A 14,703-nucleotide genomic window follows, 5' to 3' on the forward strand; every position below is an offset into this window, starting at 1 on the left:
GGCTCCCAGCGTCAGACTGAATGACGGCCTCGACCCAGCGCCAAGGACACACGACGTCACGCAAGCGACCAGACACGATTTTCACCCCAGCACGGACGTCCCGCCAGGGACACCGACAACTGAATGACTCATTCAAGACACCGCGGCCACACCAGCGCCGCCGAAACCGCCCCCTTCGGGCCCGCCCCCTCGACCCTGCCGAAACTCCCCCACCCTCCCGGGGGGCGTGCCCAAGTCCAGTCTACCGGCCACCCCCGACAAAACCGCAGCTCAACGCCGGTTGTCCACAGGCGACCCCAGATGGGGACAACTCAGAGCAGCTCCAGCAAGAACGGCAGCTCCTGCGGCGCATACCAAGCCAGCTCGTGGTCCTCGGCATCGCCCAAAGTGAACTCCGCGTCCGGATCGCCCAGGTCCGCCGCGTCGATCACCGCCGCCGCCGCGGTCACCGCCTCGGCCGCCTCGGGGGCGTCCACGTGGATCGCCGCCACTGCCGACAGCGGGATCGGGCCGCCGATCCGGACCACCGGGGCGTCCAGGTCCGGCCGCAGCGTCACGCCCGCGACGTCCGCCGACACCACCACCCGGCGCGGCTCGCCCTTCTCCTCCGCCGCGATCAGGCGCAACGAGGCCCGGGCCGCGTCCAGCAGGGCCGAGTACTCCAGCTCTTCGTCCGAACCGCTGACGTACGCCTCTCGCAAAGCGGGCGTCAGCGCGAACGCCGTTCCGCTGCGGGCGCGGAACTCCCCCGATGACTCGAGGTCGCGAAGCATCGCGATGGTCGCAGGCAGATAGACCCTCACCAGTGCGCACCCTTCAGCTCTTCCAAGGACTCTTCGATCATCCCGGCGACCAGATCGACGTCGAACGCGGCCTTGCGGTCGCCGTTCAGTCCGAAGTAGACGCCGCCGTGGTAGGACGTCACCCCGATCGCCAGCGCCTGGGTGCGCATCAGCGGCATCACAGGGAACATCTCGACCAGTCTGGCCTCTCCCGCGTACATCGGCACCTGGGGGCCCGGTGAATTGGTCACCATGACGTTGAAGATGCGCCCGGACAGCGACCCCGCCGCTCGCGCGCCGAGGGAGTGCAGGGTAGCCGGGGCGAAGCCGCCGACCTTGAGCAGGCCGCGGGCCGCCACCGAACGGCCCGAATCGAGGTGCTCGGCCATCGCGTGCCCGATGTGCTGCAGCCGCAGGACCGCGTTCGGCTCGCCGACCGGCAGGTCCACCAGGTACGCCGCCACCTGGTTGCCGAGCAGGGCCGGCGTCGAGTACTCCGCCGTCTCGGCGTCGCGGACCGCCAGCGGGACCAGCGCGCGGATCGTCGTGTCCGGCGTCAGCTGGACCTCGCGCGAAAGCAGCCATTCGCGCAGCGCCCCGGTGATGGCCGCGAGGATCACATCGTTGACCGTGCCGCCGTGCGCCGCGCGGATCTTCCGGAAGTCCTCCAGCCGGGTGCGCACGACCGCGAACACGCGACCGCCCGAGACCCGGACGTTCAGCGGCCCCGGCGGCGCCGGGCTCACCAGCGTGCGCAGCGTCGACGCCACCCCGCCGACCGTCTCGGCGAACTTGCCCGCGGCCGCGAACGCGTCGTTCGCCGCCGACCGGACGTTCTCCACCACCTCGCCCGGCCGCTGGACGCCCTCGCTGACCGCGTCCAGCACCAGCTGGGTGCGGCTCGGCTCGCGGCGCGGCGTCCAGATGTCCTCGAACGGCTCCGGCTCGGCCGGCGCGGGGTCGAGGATGAGCTGACCGAGATCGATCGTGCCGACACCGTCCACAACGGACTGGTGGGTTTTCGTGACCAGCGCCACCCGGTCGCCGGCCAGCCCCTCGATGAAGTACGCCTCCCAGAGCGGCCGCTCCGGCGCCAGCCGGCGCGACATCAGGCGCGCGACCAGGTCGAACAGCTGCTCGTCGCTGCCCGGCTGGGGCAGCGCCGAGCGCCGGACGTGGTAGTTCAGGTCGAAGTCGACGTCGTCCACCCACACCGGCCGCGCCAGGTGGCCCGGCACCTCCAGCACGCGCTGCCGGTACCGCGGCAGGTACGCCAGCCGCCCGCCGATGAGGTCGACCAGCTGCGCGTAGGTGAACCCGGAGCGCGGCCGCTCGAAGATCGCCACGCCGCCGACGTGCATCGGGGTCGCGTGGTCCTCGACGTAGAGGAACGAGGCGTCCAGCGCGGAAAGGCGGTCGGGCATGGGCCGATCCTTACACAGTGCGAGACTGCTGGGTGTGGGTGATGAGTCGACGATCTCGCCGAAGGACCGCTTCCTGACCGTGTACGGCCGGAAGCCGGTGCTCGAGGCACTGGCGGACGACGGCCTGCGCGTGGACAAGGTGATCCTCGCCGACACCGCCCGCGGCCCCGGCGCGGCCGAGATCGAGCGCGCGGCGAAGGCCGCCGGCGTGCCGGTGCAGCGCGCCAGCGCCCACCGGGTCAAGGTGCTCGCCGGCAATGGCAAGCAGGACCAGGGCGTGCTCGCCGACGTCGTCGCCCCGCGGATGCGAGCGCTTTCCGCGGCGCTGGCCGACCGGCGGCCGCCGGCGCGGGTGCTGCTGCTGGACGGCATCACCACGCCCGCGAACGTCGGCATGATCCTGCGGACGGCGACCGCCGCGGGGTTGGAGGGCGTGATCGTGCCCCGGCGCGGCGTCGCGGCGCTGGACCCGCTGGTGGTCAAGGCGTCGGCCGGGGTGGCGTTCCGCGCGCCGGTGCTGCGCTGCGGCTCCGCGCGCGAGGCCGCGGAGCTGCTCACCGAAGCCGGCTACGGGCTCTACGCGCTGGGCGCCTCGGCTCGCGCGACGGTGTTCGACGTCGACCTGCCGCAGCGCGCGGCGTTCGTCCTCGGCGGCGAAACGGCCGGGGTCGGGCCGGAGGTCGGCGAGCTCGTCACGGAGTGGCTGTCGATCCCGATGCCGGGCGACGTCGAATCGCTCAACGTCTCGGCCGCCGCCGCGGTGGTGTCGTTCGAACTGGTCCGCCGCGCGCGCTGATCCTCAGCCGGCCGGGAACAACACGGCCAGTTCGTCCAGCGTCTCGCTGACCGACCGGTGGTGCACCCCGACCATGCCCGCCTGGACGGCGCCACGGATGTTCGTCGCGGAATCGTCGACGAACGCGCAGCGCGCGACGGGCAGCCCGAGCCGGTCGGCCGCGATCAGGTAGACCGCCGGGTCCGGTTTGGCCACACCGACCTCACCGGAAAACACCAGCGCGTCGAAATAGTGGAACATGGTGTTCTTGACCTCGTCCGATGCGCCGGGAGCGTTGGACAGCAACGCGGTGCGAACGCCACGCTCGCGTGCGGACGCCAGGTAATCGTAGAACCGGTCGGCGTCGGGCTCGGTGAGCACTCCGGCGAAATCGACCAATAGCCCTTTCAGCACCCGCCACACCATAGCCGTGGCGCTGAGACGTGTCTCGCCGAGTGGTCGGCTTACCGTATTCGTAGTCAGGAATCCACACTTCGACGGTTCTTGCCCCGATCGTGCGATTCTTGGTTCTTTTTCGGCCCGTTCCCGCCTCTAAGCGAAAGTCGAGTCAGGAAGGGCAGGAAATGATCGAGGAACACCGGTTGCGGACGCTGATCAACTGCGAGGTGCCCCGCCGGGCGGACCGTCCGGAGGAGGTGTCCCGGCGGGAGCACCGCCGCTCCCGCTGCCCGGCGCCGAGGCAGCTCGACGCGGGCGAAGTGGGCCACCTGCTGAACATGCTGCTGGAGGCGTACGACGGCCGCCGCCCGGCAGCGCAGGTCCGCGCGTTGGTGGCCCCGGAGGTGTACGCGGGTCTCACCGGGCCACGGCGGCCGCGGCCACGGCACCGGACGCAGACGATCCACACGTGCACCCCGGCGCCGGAGGTGGTGGAGGCGTGCGCCCGGGTGGAGGCGGACGGCCGGTCGTTCGCGTTGGCGGCCCGGTTCATCCGGACCCCGACGGGCTGGTGGTGCGAGCGGTTCGCGCTGCTCAAACCGCAGGAGCCGGCGAAGCCGAGCCGGCGGGCGGCGTGAGGTGGGGCGGCGGGAGCCGGTCGCCGCCCCGGGCGTGGACGCGGCGGCGCGCCGGTGCCTTGAATGACTCATCCAGGACGTCCGAGGGTGCTGTCGGCGAAGTCGTCGGATGCGGTAGTCGGGTGGTCTGCCGCGGCTTGTCGTGAGTGGTATTTAGGGTTAGAACCCTAAATACCACTCACGACAAGCCGCGGCAGGACGGTAAGCCGGACCCTGGCCCGACTTCGCCAATGCTCGCCACCGGAAGGGTCGACAGGCCGCGCAGGGTCGTCGTCGGGTTCCACTCCGGTGTTCCCGCCAACCTCAGGTCCGGGCGGCGGCGGGCCAGCTCGCGGAAGGCGATCCGGGCCTCCAACCTCGCCAGCGGCGCCCCCAGGCAGAAATGAATGCCCTGACCGAAGGCCAGCTGCCGGCCCGGCTCCCTCGCCGCGTCGAACATCTCCGGCGAGGGGCCCGTTGCCGGGTCGCGGTTGGCCGCTCCGAGGAGGACTACCAGCTGGCTGCCCGCCGGCACCGGCAGCTCGGCCAGCGTCGTGTCGCGCAGGGCCGTGCGGGCCGTCAGCTGGACCGGTGAGTCGTAGCGCAGGACCTCCTCCGCCACGCGCGCCGCGTTCTCGCCGTCCGTGCCCAGTGGCTTCAGGCCGTCCGGAGCGCGCAGCAGCGCCAGCACCCCGTTGCCGATCAGGTTGGTCGTTGTCTCGTGGCCGGCAATCAGCAGGAGCGTGAGCGTCACCAGCAACTCGCCCTCGGTGAGCACGTCGCCCGCGTCCGACACCGCCACCAGGGCCGACAGCAGGTCGTCACCCGGTTCGCGGCGCCGCTCGGCCGCCAATGACCGGAAGTACGCGACGAACGACTGGCGTGCCTTGACCGCCGGTTCGCGCGTGTCCGGGTGCTGCAGGAACGGCGGGTCCAGCGCCCGCGCCATCGCGTGCGACCACTCCGCGAAACGCTCGCGGTCGTCCAGCGGCACGCCGAGGAGTTCCGCGATCACCTCGACCGGCAACGGCTTCGCGAATGCCGTCATCAGGTCGAACTCGCCCGGCGCGCGGTCGATCAACGCTGCCGCGATCTCCTCGATGCGCGGCGCCAGCTGCTCCACCATCCGCGGCGTGAACGCCTTCGCCACCAGCCGCCGCAGGCGGGTGTGGTCCGGCGGGTTCAGCGACAGGAATGCCCGGACCACGCGTCCCGACTCGTCGACCGGCTGGTCCGGGAGGCGGTCCGCCGGATCCAGGTACTCGGGTTCGGGGTGCCCGAACGCCGGGTCGCGCAGCACCTGCGTGGCCTCGGCGAAGCCGCTGACCACGAACATCCGCTCGTCCAGGGCCGCGACCGGCCACCGCTCGCGCCACTGCCGGTACGCCGGGTACGGGTCCGGCCGCCGCTCGGCGGCGAACAACGCGAAGAACTCCTGCGGATCCACCAACTGCTCCCCCTCACGAAAAGAGCCGGGGTGCGCGCGGACACCACACGCACCCCGGCCCTGCTACGTCAGCGACGCGGGCCCTTCTTGCCCTTCTTGGCGGCGTCACGCTGGGCGGCGCGACGGTCCCGGCGGGTACCTCCGCCGCTGCCCGAGGACTGCTCCCCGCCCTCGGCGTGGGACTCGACCTCGCCGTCCTCACCCGGACCGGACAACGTCATGCCCGGCTGCTGGCCACCGCCGCCGAGGCCCTTGCCGCGCAGCGCGGCCGGGACGGACTCGGTGTCGGTCGTCGGCGGCTGCGGCGGCGCCGGCCGGGCGTGCCGGCCCTCCGCGGGCGCGCCTGCCTGGCCGTTACCGGTGGGGACGCCCGCCGGCAGCGCCGCGGCTTCCTCGGCCGGCGGGGCCTCGGCGCGCTCGACCTGCAGGTTGAACAGGAAGCCGACGGCCTCCTCCTTCAGCGAGTCGAGCATCGCGCGGAACATGTCGAAGCCCTCGCGCTGATACTCGATCAGCGGGTCGCGCTGCGCGAGCGCCCGCATGCCGATGCCCTGCTTGAGGTAGTCCATCTCGTAGAGGTGCTCACGCCACTTGCGGTCGAGGACCGTCAGCATCACCTGGTGCTCCAGGGTCCGCATGCCCTCCGGGCCGACGAGCGCGTTGATCTCCGCCTCGCGCTTGTCGTAGGCGTTGTGGGCGTCCTGGACCAGCGCGTCGCGGAGGGTGCTCTCGTCGAGGTCGCCGTCCTCCATGAGGTCGTCCCACTCGATGCTCACCGGGTACAGCGTCTTCAGCGCCGTCCACAGCTTCTCGTGGTCCCAGTCCTCGGCGTAGCCGTTGGCCGTCGCACCGTCCACATAGGCGTTGACGACGTCGACGAGCATGCCCTCGATCTGCTCGCGCAGGTTCTCCCCGGCCAGCACGCGGTGGCGCTCGGCGTAGATCACCTTGCGCTGCTCGTTCATGACCTCGTCGTACTTGAGGACGTCCTTGCGCTGCTCCATGTTGATCTGCTCGACCTGGGTCTGCGCGCTCTTGATGGCCTTGGAGACCATCTTGTGCTCGATCGGCACGTCGTCGGGCAGGCGCATGGTCGTCATGACGCGCTCGACCATCGTCGCGTTGAAGCGGCGCATGAGCTCGTCACCGAGCGACAGGTAGAAGCGGGACTCACCCGGGTCGCCCTGACGGCCGGACCGGCCGCGGAGCTGGTTGTCGATGCGGCGCGACTCGTGCCGCTCCGTGCCCAGGACGTACAGCCCGCCGGCCTCGCGGACCTCTTCGGCCTCGGCCTTCGACTCCGCCTTGACCTGCTCCAGGACCTCGGGCCACGCGGCCTCGTACTCCTCGGAGTGCTCGACCGGGTCCAGGCCGCGCTCACGCAGCACGTGGTCGGCGATGAGGTCGGGGTTGCCGCCCAGCACGATGTCGGTACCGCGGCCGGCCATGTTCGTGGCGACCGTGACGGCGCCCTTCTGGCCGGCGCGCGCGACGATCAGCGCCTCGCGGTCGTGGTGCTTCGCGTTCAGCACCTCGTGCGGGACGCTCAGCTTCACCAGCAGCTTCGACAGCCGCTCGGACTTCTCGACGCTCGTCGTGCCGACCAGCACCGGCTGGCCCTTCTCGAACCGCTCGGCGATGTCCTCGGCGACCGCCTCGTACTTCGCTTCCTCGGTCTTGTAGATCAGGTCCGCCTGGTCGACGCGGACCATCGGCCGGTTCGTCGGGATCGGCACCACACCCAGCTTGTAGGTCTGGTGGAACTCGGCGGCCTCGGTCTCGGCCGTACCGGTCATCCCGGACAGCTTGCCGTAGAGGCGGAAGTAGTTCTGCAGCGTGATCGTGGCGAGGGTCTGGTTCTCGGCCTTGATCTCGACCTTTTCCTTGGCCTCGATCGCCTGGTGCATGCCCTCGTTGTAGCGGCGGCCGTGCAGGACGCGGCCGGTGAACTCGTCCACGATCATGACTTCGCCGTTGCGGACGATGTAGTCCTTGTCGCGGTGGAAGAGCTCCTGGACCTTCAGCGCGTTGTTCAGGTACCCGACCAGCGGGGTGTTGGCCGCCTCGTACAGGTTGTCGATGCCGAGCTGGTCCTCGACGAACCGGACGCCCTTTTCGGTGACGGCCACCGTGCGCTTCCGGACGTCGATCTCGTAGTGGTACTTCGAGTTGATCAGGTTGGTCTTCTCGACCCGCTCGCGCGACCCCATCGTGGTGGTGTCGATGCCGTTCATCAGCGGGACGAGCCGCGCGAACTCGACGTACCAGCGCGACGACTGGTCCGCCGGGCCGGAGATGATCAGCGGCGTCCGGGCCTCGTCGATGAGGATCGAGTCCACCTCGTCGACGATGGCGTAGTAGTGGCCGCGCTGGACGCAGTCGTCGAGGCTCCACGCCATGTTGTCGCGCAGGTAGTCGAAGCCGAACTCGTTGTTCGTGCCGTAGGTGATGTCGGCGTTGTACTGGGCACGCCGGACCTCGGGCTGCTGCTCCGACAGGATGACGCCGACCTCGAGGCCGAGGAAGCGGTGGATCCGCCCCATCCACTCCGAGTCGCGCTTCGCCAGGTAGTCGTTCGTCGTGACGACGTGGACACCCTTGCCGGGGATGGCGTTGAGGTAGGCGGGGAGGACGCAGGTGAGCGTCTTGCCCTCGCCGGTCTTCATTTCGGCGACCTGGCCGAGGTGCAGTGCCGCGCCGCCCATCAACTGGACGTCGAAGTGGCGCTGGCCGAGTACCCGCTTGGCCCCTTCCCGGACGACCGCGAAGGCCTCCGGCAGCAGCTCGTCGAGGGATTCGCCGTCGCCGTGACGCTTGCGGAACTCCTCGGTCTTGGCCCGCAGCTCGGCGTCGGTCAGGTCCTTGACGTCGTCTTCGAGGGTGTTGATGTGATCGGCGATGTTGCGCAGCCGCTTCACCATCTTGCCCTCACCCGCGCGGAGCAGGCGGTTCAGCACCATCCGGTCGACCTCACTAGCTGATCTTGAGCGCGCCCAGGCCGGTCCCGGGCAGGTTCTCCCGCGGTGGCAGCCGTGTTCGGCACCACCTTCCCACCCCCATCGTAGGGAACGGTGGCCGTCGTGTGCACACGCCGTACGTCCTGAGAACCTTATTCAGCCGTCGACCGGCGCGAATGTCACCGCAAGCGGACGGCCTGCGGTCCGTAGCGCCGAGCTAACCAGAATAAGGTTCTGACATGCGGAGGGCCCGCACGCGAGCGCGTGCGGACCCTCCGACAGACCTCCCTTGGGGCCGGCTCAGCCGAGCCGGATCACGCCGTAGTCGAAGCCTTTCCGCCGGTAGACCACGCTGGGCCGGCCCGCGTCGGAGTCGTTGAAGAGGTAGAAGTCGTGGCCGACCAGCTCCATCTCGTAGAGAGCCTGGTCCACCGTCATGGGGTCGGCGGTGTGCTGCTTCTCGCGGACGACGCGGCCGGGCTGGTGACCCAGGTCGTCGTCGGCCCAGCTCTGCTGCTGGGGCAGGTGGAATTCTTCGGCACTCGCGAAGCCGTTCGTCTGCGGTTCGGCTTCGGGTGCGTCCAACACCGCGGTACGCGCGGCGGGACTGGCTGCGGCCGGGGATCCACCACCCGGCAGTGCCGAGGTCGCTTCGGCGACCGATTCCGGACGGCTGCGGCCGTAGTGCACGCGCCTCCGGTCGTGTGTCCTCCGCAGCCGGTTTTCCAGCTTGGTGACTGCGGAATCGAGCGCCGCGTAGAAGTCGGCGGCACACGCTTCAGCGCGTACAGCCGGGCCTCGCCCCTTTCCGGTGATTTCGACGCGCTGGCAGCTCTTGGCCTGGCGTCGGTTGGGTTCGTGGAACAGTTCCACGTCGTACCGGATGACTTTCCTGTCGTAGCGCTCGAGCCGGGCCAGCTTTTCGCTGACAAGCGCCCGATAGTGGTCGGGCACCTCCACGTTGCGGCCCTTGACGACGATGTCCATACACGACCTCCCTCGCTGAGATGACTGCGAGCTGTTGAGTTCACACACGGCGCCGGTATTGCGGGGACGTAAGCCCGGATCGCGGGCTGAGAAGGAACTCGGAAACGGTGGACGACGTCTCGTTCCGGTGACCGAGCGCGGACTCAGCGCACCTCCGGCGCCAGGGACATGGGCTCGTCACCTCCCTGCCTGCGGGGATTGCTGATTGCGGAGCACGTTAGCTCTCTCACGCCCGTTACAACAGCCCCCGAGCCGGGGGATGTCAGGGGATGGGACTCGGTCACCCCGCGCAGTGATCGCGAAGTGGGCACCGCAAAACACCCGCTGGTCGGACGCGCCGCGGTTGTCGTGCGTTCACACGGACGGCGCATCGTGGCCTCCTGCCGGACGCCGAGGGTGACCGCCCGATCTCCCGCTGCCGCCACTCCGGTGGAGTGGCCCGGCAGCCGAGTGATCGTGATCGACACCCTCATGCCCGGACAACGGGCGCCGGTCCGTTCGCGTTCCCGCTTGTTGTCACTCGTGTAGGTGACGTCGGGTTCACCCGGGCGCGAGGAGCGGTTTCCCGGGTGACTTTTTGTGGGTTGAGCTGAGCGGGGTGCGGTTTGCGGTTGTTTGATCGAGGTGAAACGCGGAACCGGTACCACCGTTTTTGGTGGCGTTGGCCCTCGGCCGCACCGCCGGTCTGCGCACTTCCCCGCGGAAGGTCCACAGTGGTTCGCACGGGGTGTCCGTTCGGAGCGCCGGGCCGGTTCAGCCGGCTGCCAGGAGGGTCAGGACGGCGGAGACCGCAAAGCCTTCCGCCGCCAGGGCTCTGGCGCAGGCGGCCGCGGTGGCTCCGGTCGTGACCACGTCGTCCAGGACCACGATGCTGAAGCCCGGGGGTGGGCGGCCGGCCTCGCGGAACGTCAGGCGGCCGGCCAGGTTGGCCATGCGTTGCTCGCGGCCCAGGCCGACCGCGTCGCGGGCTCCTCCGGACAGCTGCAAGGCCGGGGCGACCGCGACTTCGATGCCGCGCGCCGCCAGGACGCTTGCTGCCGCGTTGGCCATGCGCTCGACGTGCGGGCCTCCGCGTACTCGCGCTGCCGACGGGCGGCTGGGGGCCGGGACCAGGCAGATCGCTCGCGCCGAAGGTCGCGGCGGGCGGGTGGGTGTGGCCTGCGTCGGGGTGGGAGGGGACCCGCTCGCGGGCGGGGGCGCCGGGGCAGCGCGAGGGCCGCGCGGCTGAGCTGGGACGGCGTCCGGCCGGGTCGGCGGAGCAGCCAGCCTCGCCGGAACGGCACCGGGCAGAGCCGGAGCACCAGCCAGCCGAGCCTGAGCCTCACCCGGCCGAACCGGAGTACCAGCCAACCCAGCCGAAACCGCACCCGGCCGAGCCGGAGCACCAGCCAACCCAGCCGGAACGGCACCGGGCAGAGCCGGAACACCACTCGACCCCGCCGGAACCGCACCCGGCCCAGCCGAAACCCCACCCGGCCCAGCCGGACCGCCGGCCGGCACCGCGGAACCCGGCTTCAGCGGCAGCACCGCCAGCGCCTCCGCCAGCGCCCGCCCCAAAGACGGCGCCAGGTCCCGGCGACCGCGCTCCTTGTACGCGATCAGCAACCTGCGGCCCACCCCGCGGTACCGAGCCAGCGCGAACACGCGCACCAACCCCGCCGTAGGCCCACGCACCACTTCCCGGGCCGCACCCCACACCGCCGCGCAGCGGGCACAACACGGCTCGCCCCGGGCTCCGCACGCGGCGCAGCGGCTGGGGATCAGCAGATCGAGCAGTCTCTTCAGCACACGGACAGTGTCACGGCCGGCACCGACAGTTTCGAACGCCCGGACGTCACCTACCCGGGTGAAAGATCAGCCCGGGTAAAACGGATCCGCGTCCTTCATCGTGTGGCTGTGCGGGCGCCACACCTCGCCCAGCACCGACGCCGTCCACAGGCCGTTGGCGTCCGCCACCACGATCGGGCGGCCGGTGGCCGCCGTCACGCCGTGGACCGTCGGGGTCAGGTTGCTGCTGTTGAACGCGTCGATGCGCTGGCCGTCCACCGTCACCTTGATCACCGGCTGGGACGACGACTTCGTCACCGCCACCAGGCTGTCCGGGGCGACCCAGTCGACGTCGACGACGTCGACGAGGTCGTGCGGCTGGAGGTTGCGCGGCTCGCGCAGGGACACCGAGTCGCCGTTGACGACCACCGAGGCCACCCACAGCTGGCCCTTGATCACCGCCGCCACGCGGGCGCCGTCGCGGGAAAACCGGAGCTCGGTGATGTCGCCCTGCTGGGTCAGGTCCGTGGCGTTGACGCTGAGCGCCATCCAGTGGCCGTTCTGGTCGAGCACCATCCGGCCCACCGACAGCCCGTCGACCACCGTCCACAGCTCGCCGGTGCCGGGGCGCCACGTCGGGCGGGTCAGGGAACTGCCGCCGAGGCTGGTCAGCGCCAGGTCGTGGCCGAGGTCGCCGATCCGCAGGCGGACACCGCCGCCGCTGCGCTCCACCACCGCCAGGCGCTTGCCGTCGATCGACTGGGCCGCGCTCACGACGTCGTACCCGTCGTCGCCCGCCGGGCCGCCCACCGGGGCGCCGTCGGTGAGGGACCGGACCCGGCCGCCGACCGTCATCAGACCCTGCAGCGGCTGGCTGATCGACAGCGCCGCGCCGTAGTTGGGCAGGTCGTTCTGCCGCCAGTCCGGGTGGTTCGGCACGAGCGGAGCGCCGTCGGCGAGGATGCGGATCCGGGCCGACGTGACGTACTGCAGGGACAGCACGATCTGCGCGGCGATCAGGTTCCGGATGTCGTCGGGCACCCCGGAGAGCCCGGTCAGCGGCACCACCAGCGTCCCGTCGTCGAGGCTCTTGACGTTCGTGTCGATCTCGATGGGCTCGCCGAGCAGGTTCTTCACCGCGCCGGCCAAGCTCGTCGACGGCCCGCTCACCAGCAGGTCCATCACCCGGCCCGGCAGTCCCGACTGCGGCTTCGCGACGACGTAGCGCCGATCGGGCACGAAGGTGGCCGACGAGTCCGAGTAGAAGCTCACCGGCACCGGCGTGTAGTTCTCGCTGAAGTCGGACTCGGTCGCGTACAGGTCGGCCGGCGGGTCGACGATCCGCCACTGGTTGTTCGCCTGCCTGCGCACCTTCACCTGGAGCAGCGCCGAGCTGTAGTCGGGCACGAACGCGCTGCTCTGGTCCAGCGTGCCGATGTCGATCCCGCGCACGTTGACGACCTGCGTGTTCGGGTCCGGCGGCGGGGCGGTGTCGTAGACCGTGCCGAAGGTGTCCTGGATGATCGTCAGGTTGCGGCTCGGCCGCCAGTTCACCCGGCCCTGCTCGTCGAGGTAGGCACGCGCGGCGGCGTTGTTCTGCCCCGGCTTGAGCGTCGCCCCGACGAAGGCGCGGACCAGCGACAGCGGGTCGATGCCCGGCGGCGGCTCCGGCACCACGTCACCGGGGCTCTGCCCCTGGCGCTCGCCGGGCACCACCTGCGGCTGCGATTCCAGCGGCACGTTCGCGCAGCTCGCGAGCAGCACCGAGCACAGGACGAAAAGCAGGAGCTTCGCGCCGGCTCCCCGAAGAGCGGGTGGTTTCACTGACCGATTCCCTCACGTTCCGCGAAGATCGCCTCCGGCGCCGGCGTGACGTCGATGATGCCGAGCGGCACTTCGGTGGCGAACCGGTCGGGCGGCGGCAGGACCAGCGGCGAGTCCCCCACGGGCACGTCCTGCTGACGCGGCAGCAGGAGCCGGAAGCAGGCGCCGTTGCCGGGCTCGCCCCAGGCGTCGAGCTCGCCGCCGTGCAGGCGTGCGTCCTCCTGGCTGATCGCCAGGCCCAGCCCGGTGCCGCCGGTACGCCGGTTGCGGGACGGATCGGCGCGCCAGAACCGGTTGAACACCAGGTCCGCCTCGCCGGGCCGCAGGCCGACGCCGTGGTCCCGGACCGTGATGGCGACGGCGGTTTCGTTCGCCCCGAGCGTCAGCACCACCGGCCTGCCCTCGCTGTGGTCGACGGCGTTGGCGAGCAGGTTGCGCAGGATCCGCTCGACGCGCCGGGCGTCGACCTCGGCGATGACCTCTTCGTCGGGCAGCACCAGTTCCACCGAGCTGCCCGCGTTGCCGGCGATCACCCGGACCTGCTCGACCGCGCGGGTGGCGATCGGGCGGACGTCGATGAACTCCGCGGACAGATCTTCGACACCGGCGTCGAGCCTGCTGATCTCCAGCAGGTCGCCGAGCAGCGCTTCGAAGCGGTCGAGCTCGTCGACCAGCAGCTCGGTCGAGCGCGCGAGGCCGGCCGGGAACTGCTCGCGGGACGCGTGCAGCACGTCCGCGGCCATCCGGACGGTGGTCAGCGGGGTGCGCAGCTCGTGCGAGACGTCGGAGGTGAACCGGCGCTGCAGGCCGCCGAAGTCCTCGAGCTGGCGGATCTGGCGCTGGATGCTCGCGGCCATCTCGTTGTAGGACACCGCGAGCTTCGCCAGGTCGTCTTCGCCGAGCACGGTGAGCCGCTGGTCGAGGTCGCCGCCGGCGAACTGCTCGGCCGCCGCGGCGGCCTGCCGGACCGGGCGGACCACCTGCCGGGTCACCAGGTTCGTGATGCCCGCCAGCAGGAGCAGCAGCACGAGCCCGCCGACCAGCAGCGTGTTCTGCACCGTCGAGACGGTGTTCTGCTCGGTCGTCAGGGGGAACAGCAAGTACAGCTGCAGCGGGGTGGCCACGGTGCTCAGCGGCGTCCCGACGATCAGGTACGTCGTGCGGGCGCCCCCGGCCTCGGTGACGGTGTGCTCGAGGAAGCTCATCTGGTCGGCTTCGACGAACTGGCGCAGCCGCGGCGGCACGTTCTCGAACGGGCCGGCGGTCGACAGCTGGCCACCGGACTGGTCGTGACCGCCGCTGGCGAGGACCGGGACGAAGGTGCCCGCCGCCGACCCGGCCGCGTCCTGGCTGGTCGGCGTGATCGCGATCTTCTTCAGCGCGTTCTCGAGCCGGTTCCGGAGCGCGTCGTCGTTCTCGGAGGAGCCGAGGCCGACGAGCTCGCCGGCGGCCGTCTCCGCCGCCGCGCGGGTCTGCGCCACCGCCGCCGTGCGCTTGGTGTCCAGCAGCCGTTCGGTGATCTGGTTCTGCAGGACCATGCCCAGCACGAAGACCACGGCCGAGGACAGCGCGAGCGTCGAGACGGTGACACGGAACTGCAGCGAGTGCTTCCACAGCTCGTTGAACGCGACCGCGCGACGGCGCGCGAAAACGACGACACGCCGCACCAGGCGTGCCGTCGAACGCGCGAACGCAGGGAACCGTCTGCCAGTCGCGAGAGTCAT

Annotated in this window: 11 protein-coding genes; 2 read left to right on the forward strand and 9 right to left on the reverse strand. The window is 70.8% G+C overall.

Annotated features, from left to right (window positions below; all coding sequences use genetic code 11):
* Positions 1-311: 311 nt before the first annotated feature.
* Positions 312-803 carry a DUF6912 family protein gene (locus tag ACLJQF_RS07400; protein WP_410607471.1) on the reverse strand — a complete coding sequence of 164 codons (492 nt, stop codon included), beginning with the start codon at positions 801-803 and terminating at the stop codon, positions 312-314.
* Positions 800-2,206: a WS/DGAT/MGAT family O-acyltransferase gene (locus tag ACLJQF_RS07405; RefSeq protein WP_410607472.1), complete on the reverse strand. Its 1,407-nt coding sequence runs from the start codon at positions 2,204-2,206 to the stop codon at positions 800-802. The genes ACLJQF_RS07400 and ACLJQF_RS07405 overlap by 4 nt, the downstream gene beginning before the upstream one ends.
* Positions 2,207-2,240: 34 nt before the next feature.
* Here ACLJQF_RS07405 and ACLJQF_RS07410 point away from each other — a divergent pair, with 34 nt between their 5' ends.
* Positions 2,241-3,002: a TrmH family RNA methyltransferase gene (locus ACLJQF_RS07410; RefSeq protein ID WP_410607473.1), complete on the forward strand. Its 762-nt coding sequence runs from the start codon at positions 2,241-2,243 to the stop codon at positions 3,000-3,002.
* A gap of 3 nt (positions 3,003-3,005) precedes the next feature.
* Here the strand turns inward: ACLJQF_RS07410 and ACLJQF_RS07415 are convergent, their stop codons facing one another.
* Positions 3,006-3,380 carry an HAD-IA family hydrolase gene (locus tag ACLJQF_RS07415; RefSeq protein ID WP_410607915.1) on the reverse strand — a complete coding sequence of 125 codons (375 nt, stop codon included), beginning with the start codon at positions 3,378-3,380 and terminating at the stop codon, positions 3,006-3,008.
* Positions 3,381-3,565: 185 nt separating this feature from the next.
* On the opposite strand from ACLJQF_RS07415, the gene ACLJQF_RS07420 reads away from it, so the two are divergent.
* The gene (locus ACLJQF_RS07420; RefSeq protein ID WP_410607474.1) at positions 3,566-4,018 is read left to right on the forward strand and encodes an Rv3235 family protein; all 453 of its coding nucleotides are present in this window, start codon (positions 3,566-3,568) and stop codon (positions 4,016-4,018) included.
* 178 nt (positions 4,019-4,196) lie between these two features.
* Here ACLJQF_RS07420 and ACLJQF_RS07425 read toward each other — a convergent pair whose 3' ends face one another.
* From ACLJQF_RS07425 to mtrB, 6 genes are all read right to left on the reverse strand, one after another.
* On the reverse strand, positions 4,197-5,444 hold the full coding sequence (locus tag ACLJQF_RS07425; RefSeq protein ID WP_410607475.1) for a cytochrome P450: 1,248 nt from the start codon (positions 5,442-5,444) through the stop codon (positions 4,197-4,199).
* A gap of 68 nt (positions 5,445-5,512) precedes the next feature.
* A complete protein-coding gene (gene secA / locus ACLJQF_RS07430; protein WP_410607476.1) occupies positions 5,513-8,404 on the reverse strand; it encodes a preprotein translocase subunit SecA in 2,892 nt (963 codons plus the stop codon).
* Between the two features lie 297 nt (positions 8,405-8,701).
* Complete coding sequence (gene hpf, locus ACLJQF_RS07435; RefSeq protein ID WP_410607477.1) at positions 8,702-9,388, reverse strand: ribosome hibernation-promoting factor, HPF/YfiA family; 687 nt, start codon at positions 9,386-9,388, stop codon at positions 8,702-8,704.
* Positions 9,389-10,141: 753 nt separating this feature from the next.
* Positions 10,142-10,438, reverse strand: a complete 297-nt coding sequence (locus tag ACLJQF_RS07440) for a hypothetical protein (protein WP_410607478.1) — start codon at positions 10,436-10,438, stop codon at positions 10,142-10,144.
* An 804-nt stretch (positions 10,439-11,242) separates the two neighbouring features.
* Positions 11,243-12,979 (reverse strand): LpqB family beta-propeller domain-containing protein, encoded by a 1,737-nt coding sequence (locus ACLJQF_RS07445; protein WP_410607479.1) that lies wholly within the window; start codon positions 12,977-12,979, stop codon positions 11,243-11,245.
* Positions 12,976-14,703 (reverse strand): MtrAB system histidine kinase MtrB, encoded by a 1,728-nt coding sequence (gene mtrB, locus ACLJQF_RS07450; RefSeq protein WP_410607480.1) that lies wholly within the window; start codon positions 14,701-14,703, stop codon positions 12,976-12,978. Before mtrB ends, ACLJQF_RS07445 begins: the two co-directional genes overlap by 4 nt.

It is taken from the genome of Amycolatopsis sp. lyj-109, from assembly GCF_046548995.1.
Lineage (GTDB): Bacteria > Actinomycetota > Actinomycetes > Mycobacteriales > Pseudonocardiaceae > Amycolatopsis.